Annotated in this window: 15 protein-coding genes; 5 read left to right on the top strand and 10 right to left on the bottom strand. The window is 65.9% G+C overall.

The genetic code is table 11. The annotated features are described in order from the left end of the window. Nucleotides 1-11: 11 nt before the first annotated feature. The 3 genes from B4400_RS02070 to B4400_RS02060 all read right to left on the bottom strand — a co-directional run bounded on the left by B4400_RS02070 (nt 12) and on the right by B4400_RS02060 (nt 3,497). Entirely contained in the window at nt 12-1,352 is a 1,341-nt protein-coding gene (locus tag B4400_RS02070) for a SatS C-terminal domain-containing protein (RefSeq protein WP_078308652.1), read from the bottom strand. 95 nt (nt 1,353-1,447) lie between these two features. Further along, nucleotides 1,448-2,446 carry a PAS domain-containing protein gene (locus B4400_RS02065; RefSeq protein ID WP_078308653.1) on the bottom strand — a complete coding sequence of 333 codons (999 nt, stop codon included), beginning with the start codon at nt 2,444-2,446 and terminating at the stop codon, nt 1,448-1,450. Between the two features lie 61 nt (nt 2,447-2,507). Next, a complete protein-coding gene (locus tag B4400_RS02060; protein WP_078308654.1) occupies nt 2,508-3,497 on the bottom strand; it encodes a GAF domain-containing protein in 990 nt (329 codons plus the stop codon). Nucleotides 3,498-3,873: 376 nt separating this feature from the next. Between B4400_RS02060 and B4400_RS02055 the strand changes: the two genes are divergently transcribed. Beyond that, nucleotides 3,874-4,617, top strand: coding sequence for an FkbM family methyltransferase (locus B4400_RS02055; RefSeq protein ID WP_139361230.1), 744 nt, complete (start codon nt 3,874-3,876; stop codon nt 4,615-4,617). Nucleotides 4,618-4,628: 11 nt separating this feature from the next. Here the strand turns inward: B4400_RS02055 and B4400_RS02050 are convergent, their stop codons facing one another. Genes B4400_RS02050 through B4400_RS02035 form a run of 4 tightly spaced genes read right to left on the bottom strand, consistent with a single transcriptional unit; the run spans nt 4,629 to nt 6,976 of the window. Continuing rightward, the gene (locus B4400_RS02050; RefSeq protein WP_078308656.1) at nt 4,629-4,970 is read right to left on the bottom strand and encodes a YbaB/EbfC family nucleoid-associated protein; all 342 of its coding nucleotides are present in this window, start codon (nt 4,968-4,970) and stop codon (nt 4,629-4,631) included. Then, entirely contained in the window at nt 4,967-5,323 is a 357-nt protein-coding gene (locus B4400_RS02045; protein WP_170914905.1) for a hypothetical protein, read from the bottom strand. The genes B4400_RS02050 and B4400_RS02045 overlap by 4 nt, the downstream gene beginning before the upstream one ends. After that, complete coding sequence (locus B4400_RS02040) at nt 5,298-6,647, bottom strand: C40 family peptidase (RefSeq protein ID WP_078308658.1); 1,350 nt, start codon at nt 6,645-6,647, stop codon at nt 5,298-5,300. The genes B4400_RS02045 and B4400_RS02040 overlap by 26 nt, the downstream gene beginning before the upstream one ends. A gap of 2 nt (nt 6,648-6,649) precedes the next feature. After that, nucleotides 6,650-6,976 (bottom strand): hypothetical protein, encoded by a 327-nt coding sequence (locus B4400_RS02035; protein ID WP_078308659.1) that lies wholly within the window; start codon nt 6,974-6,976, stop codon nt 6,650-6,652. Nucleotides 6,977-7,268: 292 nt separating this feature from the next. Here B4400_RS02035 and upp point away from each other — a divergent pair, with 292 nt between their 5' ends. Next, on the top strand, nt 7,269-7,910 hold the full coding sequence (gene upp, locus B4400_RS02030) for a uracil phosphoribosyltransferase (protein WP_078308660.1): 642 nt from the start codon (nt 7,269-7,271) through the stop codon (nt 7,908-7,910). 11 nt (nt 7,911-7,921) lie between these two features. Here the strand turns inward: upp and B4400_RS02025 are convergent, their stop codons facing one another. Together B4400_RS02025 and B4400_RS02020 are read right to left on the bottom strand one after the other, a co-directional pair. Further along, nucleotides 7,922-9,544, bottom strand: a complete 1,623-nt coding sequence (locus B4400_RS02025; protein ID WP_078308661.1) for a phospho-sugar mutase — start codon at nt 9,542-9,544, stop codon at nt 7,922-7,924. Continuing rightward, nucleotides 9,541-10,380 carry a purine-nucleoside phosphorylase gene (locus tag B4400_RS02020; RefSeq protein ID WP_078308662.1) on the bottom strand — a complete coding sequence of 280 codons (840 nt, stop codon included), beginning with the start codon at nt 10,378-10,380 and terminating at the stop codon, nt 9,541-9,543. Before B4400_RS02020 ends, B4400_RS02025 begins: the two co-directional genes overlap by 4 nt. A 36-nt stretch (nt 10,381-10,416) precedes the next feature. Here B4400_RS02020 and B4400_RS02015 point away from each other — a divergent pair, with 36 nt between their 5' ends. Then, the gene (locus B4400_RS02015; protein WP_078308663.1) at nt 10,417-11,622 is read left to right on the top strand and encodes a M20 family metallopeptidase; all 1,206 of its coding nucleotides are present in this window, start codon (nt 10,417-10,419) and stop codon (nt 11,620-11,622) included. Beyond that, on the top strand, nt 11,619-12,830 hold the full coding sequence (locus B4400_RS02010; protein WP_078308664.1) for a M20 family metallopeptidase: 1,212 nt from the start codon (nt 11,619-11,621) through the stop codon (nt 12,828-12,830). The genes B4400_RS02015 and B4400_RS02010 overlap by 4 nt, the downstream gene beginning before the upstream one ends. Here the strand turns inward: B4400_RS02010 and B4400_RS02005 are convergent. Continuing rightward, nucleotides 12,827-13,303, bottom strand: coding sequence for a gamma-glutamylcyclotransferase family protein (locus tag B4400_RS02005; protein ID WP_078288277.1), 477 nt, complete (start codon nt 13,301-13,303; stop codon nt 12,827-12,829). The two genes, B4400_RS02010 and B4400_RS02005, sit on opposite strands and share 4 nt — an antisense overlap. A 93-nt stretch (nt 13,304-13,396) precedes the next feature. Between B4400_RS02005 and B4400_RS02000 the strand changes: the two genes are divergently transcribed. Next, nucleotides 13,397-14,812, top strand: coding sequence for an NAD(P)H-quinone dehydrogenase (locus B4400_RS02000; protein WP_078308665.1), 1,416 nt, complete (start codon nt 13,397-13,399; stop codon nt 14,810-14,812). The last annotated feature ends 86 nt before the right edge of the window (nt 14,813-14,898 follow it).

The raw sequence follows: 14,898 nt of genomic DNA, 5'->3' as shown, positions 1-14,898 counted from the left end.
GCTAGCACGCATCATTCGCGGCGCAGTCGCGCTTCCATCGCACGCTCCAGCGTCCGCCAGCTCTCGGCAGCGTCCGCGAATGAGCCCGTGGGCTCGTCGTGCTTATCCGGTTCGAGCAGGTGCCCGACCAGCTTGCCCAGGGGGGTATCGCTGTCCAGCTCCGCGTCGACGCTGTCGTCCTCGGAGTACTCGGCGACATCGGTGAGCAGCTCCACCGCCAGCTCGAGCTGGTCCCGGTCCACCTCGTCGATACCGTCTTCGAGGTCATCGGCGAGCCCGGTGAACACGTAGATGTTGTCGTCGGTGATGTCGATCCGCAGCGAGCCATCGGTGGCGGCGGTGCGGATGTCGTCGTAGGTGCTCAGGTCGGCCAGATCGTGGTCGTGCTCGTCGGCGAGATACCGGGCCAATGCCCGCTCGGAACCGAACACGCTGATTCTTCCGTTGCGTCCCAAGAAGATCGGTTCGTCGTCGAGGTAGCAGCGCAGCGTGTAGAACGTTCCCGAGTTGGTGATCATCTGGATCGGGTCGATACCGACTGCCAGCCAGAAATCCTCGTCACCACCGAGAACCGGATCGTCGTCCGCGGCGTCCTCGTCATCATCTTCGTCTTCGTCGGCAGACTCGTCCTCGGCGTCATCCGCGTCGTCTTCGCCGTTTTCGGAGCCGTCGGTCTCCGAGTCGGATTCTTCGTCGAGCAGATCCAGTTCGTCGTCATCCTCGAGGTCGTCCTCGTTGTCGACGGCATTCTCCGCGGCCGCAAGCAGCTCGGCATCCGCGGCGGCGGAGAGCTCCTCATCCACATCCGGCGTCGCGGCGATCTCGTCGATGGCGTCGACCACTGAGTCCCAGGACTTGCCGACGATGGCACCGATCTGGTTCCACCGCTTCAATCCGTCCTTGCCCGTAAAGCTTTCGGCTCCACCCGACAGTGTGGCCAGCACCGGGTTGCCGTTGATGAGCTTGTTGATGGGTGCCAATTCGCAGACCGCGCCGATGGAGGCCACGATCGCGAGCGTGGCGCGCAGCGTGTCGACGGCGTCCTCGCTCGGCTTGTCGGCAACCAGCTCCGGTACGCCGATCAGGTCGAAGCGATTGTCGTCATCGGGCTCAAGCTCGTCGGCCGACAGAGCCCCGAGGGTCGACCACGCCGGGTGATCGACCAGATCGTTGTCGTTGTCGGTTCGCACGAAGGCCACCAGATCGGCCACCGACTCGAACACGTACAGATCGTCGTCCTTGCCGAGAAACGCCTCCCACTCGTCCCCGGCGTCGCGCCACCGCGGGGCCCACAGGGTGACCACGTCACCTTCTGTGAGCCCGAGTTCGATGGGAACGATGTCAGCAGCCATGCGGCAAGCCTAGCCAGAACGGCTGGGTTGAGCGAAAGGCCCACCGCGAGAACCGGCACACACGCGGCGGCGACGGCCGCCCGCATCCCGGCGATCTACGATTCGGCATGGGTCGATGGCGCAGCCGTCAGGGTGACCAGGGCCGCAAAAGCGTTGTCACGTAATGCGAACTTCGTGGCAGAGGCGTTCAGTCGCAGCCATCCACCGGAGACGGCTCGCATGCGGAGCACCCCGGTCGTCGATCCGGCCCGAAGCTCCTCCCGCATGTTTCGCGCCGCGGCCGCGTCCTCGGGATGGATGCTCTCGGGTCGATCGGGGTCATAGCGCCATGCCAGGTCGGGGAACGGCTCGTCGATCCACTTGAGGACGGCGAAGGTGTCGACATTGATCAGCAGCCGATGCGCGCCGGGGGTCGCGACCGCGTGCAGGATCTGCTGTGCCAGCCCCACCCGAGGTTCGGCAGGGCTGTTCTCCACCCGTGTGCAGACGATTCTGTTGATGCGCTCCACGGCGCCCGCCGCATTGATTTCCTTGGATGCCCGTCCGGCGTAGTGGACTTGGAGGACGTTTCCTTGGTAGTCGGCGGCTAGACATGTGCCGCAAAAGGTCGTCTCGAGTTCGGGGTTCACGGCATTCGCCATCAATTCGGCGTTGTGAGGGCTCGGTAACACCGGTGCCAGGCCTTCGGCGATGGCCTGTTTCTCGGATCTGTTGCTCGGGTCGAAACCCATCACATCGAAGTACTCCGCGGTGAGCGTCGTGACCGATGTGTCCAAATCGCCCAGGCAAGCCCCCGCGATGGGTCGACGCGGCGGCTCGAGGTCTGCCGGGCCGAACCACACCTGGACGCCGTGGATATCTCCCTGCCCCATGGATATCGGATGCACGCGCACGACGCGGTCTCCAGCCGGGGTGACAACCACCGCCGGTTCGCCTGTGCGCTGGCATTCGGTGATCGTCGCCTCGATCAACGGGCGATGCCGGTTGCGGCCCAGCACCGCCTCGAGCGGCGTCATGTTTCGGGCCTGCAATCCGATGGCTATGACCGTGGGTTCCTCACTCAGGGTCTCTAGCAGCATCCAATCGCGCGACATGCCCGGATGTTAGCAATTTCGGGCGAACTGGCGGGCGCCGTAGCTGTCTTCAGATGGGCGGCTAGAGAGGCTTCGCGGGCCTGCGCCGGTGCGTGATGAGCGCGACGGTGGCGTCTTCGCTCAACTTGACCACATTGGTCGAGCAGTGCAGCGATTCCCAGCTGTCATCGTGGCAGCGGAACCGGATTACCGCCTCGGTCGCACCGAATACGGCATTGTCGATCATGAAGTTCAGATTCGCTTCGTCGTCCGGGTGAATCTTGGGGCGGCCCAGCGGGTCGAACTCCCAATGCCATTCCGGTGCAGGAGGATCAATCCACTTGATCAGTTTCCGTGAAGCGATCATCACCAGCGCGCGATACGCGCCGGGTTCGGCGGCGGCCTCGAGGACCTGTTGTTCGAGCAGCGGAACCGGTGGCGCCGGCCGACCGACTCGCAGGTTGATCGCGCGCCCCAGCCGCTCGGGGACCCCCTCGGTGTTGGGTTCCACGACCAGTCGGCTTGCGAAGTGGCACAGGGTGGGATTGCCGTCGCTGTCCACCCCGGGCCAGGTGGCGCAGTAGGTCATGTCTTCCGTCGCGGTCACAATGAGCCCCAGGACGTCCGTCTCGCCGGGATTGGGTGCCAGGTAGCGGTAGAGCTCAGGCATGCTGATCTCGGCGTGCGGCTCGGTGGCAGCCATTCCCATGGCAAGGGCCGCACCGTCGCTCATGTGCAGGGCGCCGGTATCGGCGTTGAGGACTACCGCTCCGCCTTCGGCAGGGGGAGCGGTGGCAGGAGGCGTCGATCCCGTCCACAGCCACACTCCGTGCACCCGACCGTCGGGCATGGCGATCGGTCGGATGTCGATGACCGAATCGGAGTCGGGTGGGCCGATGCTGGCGGCCTTATTTGCTTTGGTTGCCGCGGCGATGACCCGGCGAATCAGCCCAAGATTTCGATTACGCCGTAGAAAAGCGCTGAGAGGAACCATGTTCCGCGGCTGGTTGCCGGAGGCGATGACAGTTGGTTCGTCGCCGAGTGTTTCCAAGAGAAGCCACTCGCGTGCCACATGCGGATGTTATCAGCGGAGCAACTGCGGCAATCGGTCAGCGCCCCAGGTGGGGCAGCGCGGCGAGAATTCCTAAAAGGTTGCGCGGGGCAGGTCAGACGCGATATTTTCTGCTGGCTCCCGCGATCGGCGGGCTAAGTACGGACCCTGTTCCTTCGGGCCGTGCCCGCAGCGTGGATGCGCCATGTTCGCGGCCGCTCAGCCGCAAACAAGCTCATCGTCTTGGTCGCCGCGAGCACCTACCGATGCAGATACGAGGGGTCGGTAGGTGTGACGGCGACCCTGGAGATCCGCGTGCCACGTCACGGTGCTGAACCGGGTGCCCGGCGATCGAGCTGGTGGCGGGGTATCGGTCGACTAGTCTGCCCACGTGAGCATGCCGGCGTTGAGAATGGCGCAAACCTATCTACCGTTTCTGCGGCCACTTAAGTTCGGCGCGTACAACATGGGCACTCGATGGTTCGGGTGGCGTATCGATCCCGAATTCCACCTCCTGGGCCGTCTGGGACCCATCTCCGAGGCGGTCGACATCGGCGGCAACTGGGGTCAGAGCATTTGTGCGCTGCAGCGCACGGCCGCGCCGGAGACGATAGTGAGTTTCGAGCCCAATGCCGTTCTTGCTCAGCGGCTTAGGCGCCGATATGAGAGCAGCGCCGTGCGCGTACATGCCTGCGGACTCTCCGATGCGGACGGCACCTTCGATCTGTTCGTTCCGCGATACCGCAACTTCGTCTACGACGGTCTGGCCTCGCTCGACGAGGGTGAGGCGCGCGGTTGGCTCAACCCCGACACCATGGCCGGATTCGACGAATCAAAACTGACGATCGAACGGCATCCCGTACAGGTTCGCCGACTGGATGATTTCGGCCTGGATCCTCAGGTGATCAAGATCGACGTGCAGGGGATGGAGGCCGCGGTGATTCGTGGTGGACTCGCCACCATCACCGCTTCGCAGCCGGTGATGATCATCGAGACGCCCTCGGACGAAGTGGTGTCCCTGTTGCAGCCAGCAGGGCTGCGACCGTACGCCTATCGAGGTGACGGACTCAGCCAAGACTGGCGAGACGCCAAAAACACGGTCTTTCTGACCGATTCACACCGAGATCGCGCGGGGCTGTAGCCCGAAGCCGGCTACGGCTGCGGGTCCTTCAGATCGACCATCAGCTGAGCGAACACCCGCTCACGGTGATCGAAGGCCTGGCCCGCGGCCGCGGCGGCGGTGGCCACCACGATCTGCCCGACGAGGTTGGGAGACAGTTTGGTGACCGAGTCGTCGAGTCTCAGGTTGGTCAGCGCGCCGTTGCCGTTGGCTTCCGCCTCCACATGGCCCTGCGCCGAACGTGCCCATCCGCGAAGGTCTTTGAGCTCTTCGACTGCACTGTTCAGGATGTGGCCGCCGGCGCGAGCCTTCGTCATGGTCTCCTGGTACTGCTGTTCGAGCGCCTTGAAGAAGGCGAGATCTGGCTCGGTCATCGGGATCTCCGTTCCATCTGATCGGCGGATTGGCGCAATTCCAGGTCGGCGACCTGCGCAGGTGTCGCCAGACCGAGCTTGTCGAGGATGTAATCCGGGACGCCGGTCTCGGCGAGCTCTTCGCGGCGAGCCGCTCCGCAGCGCGCGGCACCCAGTTCGCACAGGTTCAAGATCTCTCGTGCCAGTGCCGAAGCGCCGCGACTGAGCAGGTCGGGTTCGACCTGAACCTCAAGCGGCAAGCCGAATTCGGACACCTTGACCCGCAGCGTACGAGCACGATTAGTCATATCGATGCTCGCGCGCGGCTCGGGCCGCGGCACTCCTGAGCTAGGAAGTGGGTCGGTAGAATCCATGGAATCCCTGCCCGGCGTTGGTGGTGCGGATCGGGGAGATCTGCACCGGGTCACCGGCCTCGACCATCATGCCGTTGCCGATCACCATGGCGACGTGGCCATCCCACACTGCCAGGTCGCCTGGCATGACAGATCCCTGATCGATCCGGATGCCGACACCCTGCTCCTGCGCGAGTCGGGGGATGTCGATGCCGGACTCTCCGTAGGCCCACTGAGTCAGACCGCTGCAGTCCAGGCCGACCCCGGGCTTGGTGCCACCCCACTCATAGGGCACACCCACCTGGCTGAGCGCCTTGCGCACGGCCTCTGCCGCGGCGGCATTCGGAGCCTGGCTGGTGCTGCCGTCGGGCAGGAACAGCTGCGCACCCTTGCCCATGCTGCGCGGGTCGAGGAGCATCTTGGCCGCATTGGCGTTGGCGCCGCCCAATCCGCTACTGGTTCCACCAGCGGTGGAGGAGGCGTGGCCGCCACCGGCACCGAACGGGTTGGCCAATGCGCCGGCGGCAATACCGCTCATGTTGGCGCCACCCAGCGCACTACTGGCACCACTGGCTCCGCCACCGCCGAGCAAGCCGGTAAGAGCCTGCGGGATCTGGCCGAGGCCCTGACCCATCGAGCTCATGGTCTGGGTGACGCCGCTCGCGACGCCGGACATCGCCTGAGTCCCGGCCTGGATGCCGCCCTGCATGGCCGACATGGCGGGCTGGACACTCCCGGATGCGGGCGTCGAGGGGTTTCCCATGTCGGCGCCCGCCATCCCTGCGAGTTCACCGGCCTGTCCGCCCAACTCACCCTCCAGCGTCGCGGTGTACGCCGAGACCTTGGTGGTGCATTCGGCTGCCGCTTGGGCGAGCTCAGCGGCCGCGGGAGGAAAAAGGGCGATCAGCGGTGTCAGCACCTCGGAGATGTGTTGGAACTGTTGCAGGGCCTCCGTGATCAGAGCGCTTGCCCGGCCGGTTGACTCGGATGCCTGTCCGACATTGGTGCCCATGGCGCCGCTGCGGGTGGCCATGCTGCTCAACGCCTGGCCGGCCATGCCGGCGAACTGCCCCAGAGCCTGAGCCGCCGCACCGGCGAAGGAGCCGATGAGCTGGCTTCCCGCCTGCATCCCTTGCTGCATGACCTGTTGCATGACCTGCATGCCGCCCTCCAGCATCTTGCTGGGGTCCTGGCCCTCCTTGAACTGGCCGTTACCGACGGTCCCTGCCATGTCCATGGCGTTGCTGATCAGGTTGGCCGAGAAGGGGTTGTTCTCAAAGCTCGGGTAGTTGGTGTTTGTGGCCTCCGCGAGGAGCTCGGACGGGATTGGCCGCGTCTCAACCATGGTTACGCCCCGATTCCGTCGACGGTGGCGCTGATGTTCTTGCCGACGTTGTCGTCATCGTCGTCGTAGCCCTTGCTTGCGACGTTGGTGCTGACACCGGACTCGGTGACGCCCATCGCGAGCTGACCGACGTCCAGCCCTTGCTTGGCGGAGGTCAGGGCGAATGCGCCCAGGTAGTGCGCGCCAATCGGACCGAAGATCGGCGCCAGCGCGGCCACCGGAAAGATGCTGACTGCGGTGCCCACCGCTGCGAGCGTTCCGCCCATCCCCAGCTGAACTCCGCCCACGCCGCGCAGCAGGTCCGTGTCGGCTGCTAATTCGTCTGCCATGTCCCCTCCATCTTCTCGGTGGTTCGGCTACCGCCTGTTTTCGGGCAGGTTCTGCCTTGTACTTGGATACGACGGGGGTAGTCGCGATTCGGTTCCATCTTTGTCGAAACTTTTTGAAAGATTTTTCGGCAACGTGGCCACCCCGTCGTATTACCTGCTCAGCATCGCTAGCGGGCTTTGCCAGGAACGATATCGATGCGAAAGCTGTCGCTGCTTTGCGCGTGATGCCCATCACATTCCCGTGGTGTCCGGGACCGACGTGATCGACGCTGGCTGTTCTAGGGTCTGGGGCATGCATGTGCACGTTGTTGAGCACCCACTTGCCGCGGCCCGGCTGACCACCCTTCGCGATGCCGGCACCGATAACGCGGCTTTCCGTGCCGCGCTGCGGGATCTGACCCTGATGCTCGTCTATGAGGCGACCCGCTCGGCACCGGTGGAGTCCTCCGCGGTGCGCACACCGGTGGCGGTGACGACGGGGTTCCGTTTGGCGAATCCGCCGTTGCTGGTCCCGGTTCTGCGGGCGGGATTGGGCATGGTGGATCAGGCCCATGCCCTCATCCCCGAGGCGCGGGTCGGGTTCGTCGGCATGGCCCGCGACGAGGAGACCTGGCAACCCACCCCGTATCTGGAATCTCTGCCGGCCGACTTGTCGACGCAACCGGTGTTCGTCCTGGACCCGATGCTGGCAACTGGTGGGTCGATGGTCCATACGCTCGACCTGTTGCATTCCCGCGGCGCCACCGACATGACGATGTTGTGTGTGGTCGCTGCACCGCAGGGGGTTGAGGCGGTCCGGGAGGGTGTCGCACGCTACGGCCCGTCGACGTCCGCGCGATTGTTCACGGCCGCTGTAGACGAGGGTCTCAACGATGCGGCATACATCGTGCCGGGCCTGGGCGATGCCGGCGATCGTCAGTTCGGTCCCAGATAGATCGAGCCGAGCTAGATGTTGCGGGCGTACGCCTCCAGCTCGGAGACCACCACGCCCGCCCAGATCCGTGCGACGGTCGCATCGGTGATGACGGGCTCGCGGACCTCGATGTAGCACTTGACCTTTGGTTCGGTTCCCGAGGGGCGGATCACCAGCCGGATGGACGAGCCCCCGATCTCGCCGGAAAGGATCACCGCGTCGGTGCGCTGCTGGCCCCGTCGCTCCAGGAGGTCCTCGACGGTGATCGGGAACCCGGACAGTGCGGTGGGGAGGTTACCCCGTAGACGCGCCATCATGGCGGTGATGTCGGAGAGAGAGTCCATGCGCAGCGAGACCTGCGAGGTGACATGGATACCGTGCCTGATCGCCAGGTTCTCGAGCTTTTCCTCCACACTCGATCCGAGCTCGCGCAGGTGTGTCACGAGGTCGCATGCGAGCACCGCGGCGGAGATACCGTCCTTGTCCCGCACGGCGGCCGGATCCACGCAGTGCCCGATCGCTTCCTCATACGCGTACACAAGGTCGAAATCTGCTGCCCGGACCAGCCATTTGAATCCGGTGAGGGTTTCCACATGTCGAGCGCCGAGAGATGCCGCGATGCGCGCGAGCATGCGGGAGGAGACCACCGTGCTGGCCACCACCGGCGGAGTGGATGAGTGTGGTTGCGTGGAGAGGATGTAATCACCAAGTAGCCAACCGGTTTCATCCCCGGAGAGCATGCGCCAACCGGTCGTGGTGGGAATGCCGATGGCGCACCTGTCGGCGTCGGGATCCAGCGCGATGGCTAGGTCGGCGTCGACTTCGGCGGCCCGGTTCAGCACCGCGGCGGAGGCCGCGGGTTCCTCGGGATTCGGAAACGCGACCGTGGGGAAGTCCGGATCCGGCTGGAACTGCTCGTCCACCACGTGGATGTCGGTGATCCCCGCGGCATTCAGCGTGGCCACGGCGGTATCCCCGCCGACTCCGTGCAGCGCGGTGAGCGCGATGCGGACACCGCCGGAGCCCCGGCGCACCGTGGCGGCACGCTGGATGTAGGCATCCACCAAGGTGCCGTCGGTGGGGGTGACGGGGGTGCGCGGAATCTGATCGGCGAAAGGTGCTGCTGCTGTTGTCGATTCGATATCGCGGTCGGTAGGGGAGATGATCTGTGCACCCCCCGACCAGTACACCTTGTAGCCGTTGTCGGTGGGTGGGTTGTGGGATGCGGTGATCTGGATGCCCGCTGCCGCATCCACGTGGCGTACCGCGAACGCGAGCACCGGTGTGGGCAGCGGGCGGGGCAGGAGCATTACCTTGAACCCCTCGGCCGCAAGAACTTCCGCCGCGCCCTGTGCGAACTTCTCCGATCCGTGCCGGGCGTCACGCCCCACCACCACGGTGGAGCCGCCAAGGCACCGATCCTTGAGAACCTTGGCCAGCGCACAGGTGGTACGCAGCACCACGGCCAGGTTCATGCCGTTGGGGCCCCCGCGGATGGTGCCGCGCAGGCCCGCCGTGCCGAACACCAGTGGCTCGGAGAATCGTTGCGCCAGCTCGTCATCGGAGCAGGCGCGCAGCTCGGCGGCGGTCTCGGGGTCGGGGTCATGGTCGATCCACTCTTGGATCGCGTGCGCTGCCGACGGGGACTCCGTCATAACCGGCCAATCACCGAGCTGAGAAGTTGGCCCATGCGAGTGGCCGACGCGCGCCCGGCGGCCAGCACCTCCTCATGGTTGAGGGACTCTCCGGTCATTCCGGCCGCGAGGTTGGTCACCAGGGACACACCCAGCACCTCGGCCCCGGCCGCACGGGCCGCGATGGTCTCGTGCACGGTCGACATGCCCACCAGGTCCGCACCCAGCGTGCGCAGCATGCGGATCTCCGCGGGGGTCTCGTAGTGCGGGCCGGGCAGACCCGCGTACACCCCCTCGGCGAGGCTGCCGTCGATCTCCCGTGCCAGCGCCCGTAATCGCGGCGCATACGCGTCGACAAGGTCGACGAACTGCGCACCCACCAACGGCGAGCGGGCCGTCAGGTTGAGATGGTCGCTGATCAGCACCGGCTGCCCCACCGTGTAGTCCTCGCGTAATCCTCCGGCAGCGTTGGTGAGCACGATGGTCCGGGCGCCCGCGGCGCAGGCGGTACGCACGGGGTGGACGACGTGACGCAGGTCGTGACCCTCGTAGGCGTGAATCCTGCCCAGCAGCACCAGCATCTGCTGGCCGCTGTCGCCGATGGGGATCGACAGCACCGAACCGCCGTGTCCGGCCGCACTCGGTGGGCTGAATCCGGGTAGGTCGGCCATCGGGATGCTCGTGGCGGGGGTGCCCAGTTCGGCTGCCGCTGGGGCCCAGCCCGATCCGAGAACCACCGCGACGGGGTGGGATGCGACGCCGGTGCGCGCCGCGATCTCCGCGGCCGCGACAGACGCCGTGTCATCCGGAGACTCGTCGGTGCTGTCGCCTCTTCGCGCAGGCCGCTTATCGGTCACAGCTACGGAGCCTAACCATGATGGGATACTGATCTAATGCCCTTGACCACCGGAGCGTCGTCCGCCGCGCATGCCCAGACCGTCAGCACGGTCGTGGACGCCGCGGCGACGGATCTGGTGGCGTTATCCCACGACATTCACGCCGAACCCGAACTGGCATTCCATGAGGTTCGCAGCGCCCTGAAAACGCAGCGGCTGCTCGCCGAGCGCGGATTCGAGATTGTCACCGGTCAGGGCGGTATGGACACGGCGTTCCGCGCCACTTATGGAGATGGTCCGCTGGTCATCGGTGTTTGCGCCGAGTACGACGCGCTGCCGGGGATCGGCCACGCGTGCGGCCACAACATCATCGCGGCATCCGCCGTCGGCACCGGCTTGGGGCTCGCCGAGGTTGCCGACGCCCTCGGACTCACCGTGGTGGTTATCGGCACGCCGGCCGAGGAGTACGGGGGCGGTAAGGCACTTCTGCTCAAGGCGGGTGCCTTCGACGACATCGCCGCGGCGGTGATGCTGCATCCTGGGCCGATCGATATCGCGGGCGCGCGCTCCCTCGCGCTGACCGACGTGATGGTCACCTACCACGGCAAGGAATCGCACGCCGCGGTCGCGCCGCACCTCGGAATCAACGCCGCCGACGCGGTCACCGTCGCGCAGGTCTCAATCGGTCTTTTGCGTCAGCATCTGTCGCCCGGACAGCTGATCCACGGCATCGTCACCGAGGGCGGGGAGGCGGCCAACATCATCCCCGCCCGCGCCGCGATGCAGTACACCATGCGTGCCGTGGAATCAGCGTCTCTGCGTGAGCTGGAGGAGAAGGTCTACGCATGCTTCGCCGCGGGCGCGATGGCGACGGGATGCAGCCACGAACTCATCGAATCTTCGCCGCCATACCTGGAGCTGACGCCGGATCCATGGCTGGTTGAGGTGTTTCGCGAGGAAATGGAGTCGCTCGGCCGTACGCCGGTGCCCGCGGAATTCGAGGCCAATGTGCCCTTGGGCAGCACCGATATGGGCAACGTGACGCAGGTGCTGCCCGGTATTCACCCGGTCATCGGCATCGATTCGGGCGGAGCGGTCATCCACCAACCCGATTTCGAGAAGGCCGCCAAGGAACCAGGTGCTGATCGGGCCGTAGTTGAAGGCGCGAAGATGCTGGCGCGCACCGTGGTACGACTGGCCGAGACCGACGCCGAGCGCTGCCGGGTGTTGGATCGGCTGGCGCGCAGGACGGTGACGGTATGAGCGAACATGATGGTCTTCACGCAGGTGGCGCATCCCTGTCCGCCATAGCCGAGCATTGGCTCGCCGAGAACTCCGAGGCGCTTGTCCGGTGGCGCCGCCACATCCACGCACATCCCGAGTTGGCGCGCCAGGAGCACGCCACCACCGAATACGTGGCCGCGCGGCTGGCCGAGGCCGGGCTCAACCCCAAGGTGCTGCCCGGAGGCACCGGAATCACCTGCGACTTCGGGCCCGAGGACGGTCCGCGGGTGGCGCTGCGCGCGGACATGGATGCGCTCCCGATGCAGGAACGCACCGGGGCGTCCTACTCCTCGACGGTGCCGAACGTCGCGCACGCTTGTGGGCACGACGCACACACCGCGATCCTGCTGGGTGCGGCCATGGCACTGAACTCGGCTCCCTCGCTGCCCTCGGGTGTACGCCTTATCTTCCAGCCCGCCGAGGAGGTCATGCCGGGAGGCGCCATCGACGTGGTGGCCGCCGGGGCGATGGCCGGTGTCACGAGAATTTTTGCGCTGCACTGCGATCCGCGTCTCGAGGTGGGCAAGGTGGCAGTCCGTGCGGGGGCGATCACCTCGGCCGCGGACACCGTCGAAGTCACGTTGCACTCCCCGGGCGGGCATACCTCGCGGCCGCATCTGACGGCCGACTTGGTGTACGGGCTCGGAACCGTCATCACCGGATTGCCGGGGATGCTGAGTCGGCGCATCGATCCGCGGGCCGGCACCGTCATGGTGTGGGGGGCCGTCAACGCGGGCCAGGCGGCCAACGCTATTCCACAGATCGGCTCATTGGCCGGCACGGTGCGCACCGGCAGCCGGGACGTGTGGATCACACTGGAGAGCACCGTCCGCGATGTGATCGAGGGGCTGTTGGCTCCGCTGCACATCGATTACACCCTCAACTACCGCCGGGGTGTGCCGCCCGTCATCAACGAGCCCGAGTCCACGCACATCTTCGTGCGGGCGATCGAGGACATCGGGTTAGACGCGCTCGCGGAGACCACCCAGTCAGGTGGCGGTGAGGACTTCTCCTGGTATTTGGAGGAGGTGCCCGGCGCGATGGCCAGACTGGGCGTGTGGTCGGGATCGGGCCCGCAGCTCGATATCCACCAACCGAACTTCGATATCGACGAACGGGCGCTTGGCGTCGGTGTGCGCACGCTGGTCAACCTCGTCGAACAAAGCGCCGCACAGGGCTCCGTCTAGCTCGTTCCGGGGCCGATGTTGCGCGATGCCCGGGTGCGCAAGCCGTGTACGTAATCTTCTGGGGCGCCGGCGATTTCTGCGGCATCGGCCATCACGCCCAGATACCGTGCGGACGGTAGCCCACCCTCGTAGGCGTTGACGACATAGAGCCAGGCCAGCACCGGGTCGATGGTCGTGTCGGAGGATTCCCGGTCGATCCGGCAACGGATCTTGGTGTGGATGCCAAGCTCCGAACCTTCCCAGCGATCGAGGTTCTTCTCGTCGGCTCCGGTCATGTCGTAGAGCACGACGAAAACCCTCGAGTGGGGGTCTTGCACGACCGTGGCCAGCGCGCCTTCCCAGCCGATGTCCTCACCGCCGAAGGTCAGCCGCCAGCCGTGTAGCCAGCCGGTGCCGGCCATGGGCGAGTGCGGCGCCCGCTGCAACATCTGTTCGGGATGCATGTTGGAGCCATAGGCGGCGTAGAGCGGCACGGGGGCAAGCCTAGTGGTCCTGTGGTGGAGATGACGGCAAGGTTGCCCCACGATGGCAAGCCGGGTCGGGTCTGTACTTGTAGGTTTGATGCCGTGGCAACGCGCATCGTGATCATTGGTGGAGGACCAGCGGGATACGAGGCGGCGCTTGTGGCCGCCGCCCATGAGCGAAGCGCCACCGAGGTCACGGTGATCGACTCGGACGGTATCGGTGGCGCGTGCGTGCTCTTCGATTGCGTGCCGTCCAAGACGTTCATCGCGTCCACCGGTGTGCGTACCGACCTGCGGCGCGCCCCCAACCTGGGCTTTGACATCGACGTGGAGCATGCCAAGATCTCGCTTCCGCAGATCCACAACCGCGTCAAGCGTCTTGCCTCCGAGCAGTCGGCCGATATCGCCGAGCGGCTGCGCAACGCCGGGGTGCGTCTGATCCCCGGACGTGCCGAGCTGGTCGATCACGTGGTCGGGATGGCGTTTCATCGGGTCAAGGCCACCGCCGCGGATGGGACAAGCACCATCCTGGAAGCCGACGTGGTGCTCATTGCCACCGGCGCCAGCCCGCGGGTGCTGTCTCATGCCCGCCCCGACGGGGAACGGATCCTCACCTGGCGCCAGCTCTATGACCTGGACGAGCTGCCCGAGCACCTCATCGTGGTCGGATCGGGTGTGACGGGTGCCGAGTTCGTCCACGCGTACACGGAGCTGGGCGTTCAGGTGACTGTGGTGGCCAGCCGGGACCGCGTGCTGCCGCACGAGGACGAGGATGCGGCCCTGGTCCTGGAGGACACGCTCGCCGAACGGGGTGTGACGCTCGTCAAGAACGCCCGGGCCGATTCGGTGACAAGAACCGATACCGGCGTCCGCGTCGCGATGGCCGACGGACGCGTGGTCGACGGCAGCCACGTGCTGATGACCGTGGGGTCGATTCCGAACACCGCAGGTCTGGGCCTGGAACGGGTCGGCATCACGCTCGGCTCCGGCGGCTACCTCACCGTCGACCGGGTGTCGCGCACGTCGGTGGCCGGCATTTACGCCGCGGGTGACTGCACCGGCCTGCTGCCGCTGGCCTCGGTGGCGGCCATGCAGGGTCGCATTGCCATGTATCACGCACTCGGCGACGCGGTGCATCCCATCAAGTTGAAAACCGTTGCCGCCGCGGTGTTCACTCGCCCGGAGATCGCCGCCGTGGGGGTGTCCCAGGCGGCCATCGACAACGGTGAGGTGCCGGCGCGGACGGTCACGCTGCCCCTGCATACGAACCCCCGGGCCAAGATGTCGGGCCTCAAACGTGGTTTCGTCAAGATCTTCTGCCGTCCGGCCACCGGTGTGGTGATCGGTGGCGTCGTGGTGGCCGCGAATGCCTCCGAGCTGATTTTGCCCATCGCCCTGGCGGTGCAGAACCTGCTCTCGGTGAATGATTTGGCACAGACGCTGTCGGTGTACCCGTCCCTGTCCGGTTCGGTGACGGAGGCGGCACGCCAGTTGATTGCCCACGATGACCTGGACTGACCTCGGGCGACATGCGCTACAGCGGCGTGCATCACAGACGAGAGCGCTACCGGCCGGTAACGTGGCTTTCTGGAAGGACTCCGGGG

This window comes from Mycobacterium sp. D16Q13, from assembly GCF_002013375.1.
Taxonomy (GTDB): Bacteria; Actinomycetota; Actinomycetes; order Mycobacteriales; family Mycobacteriaceae; genus Mycobacterium.
This window is presented reverse-complemented; position numbering and strand designations above follow the sequence as displayed.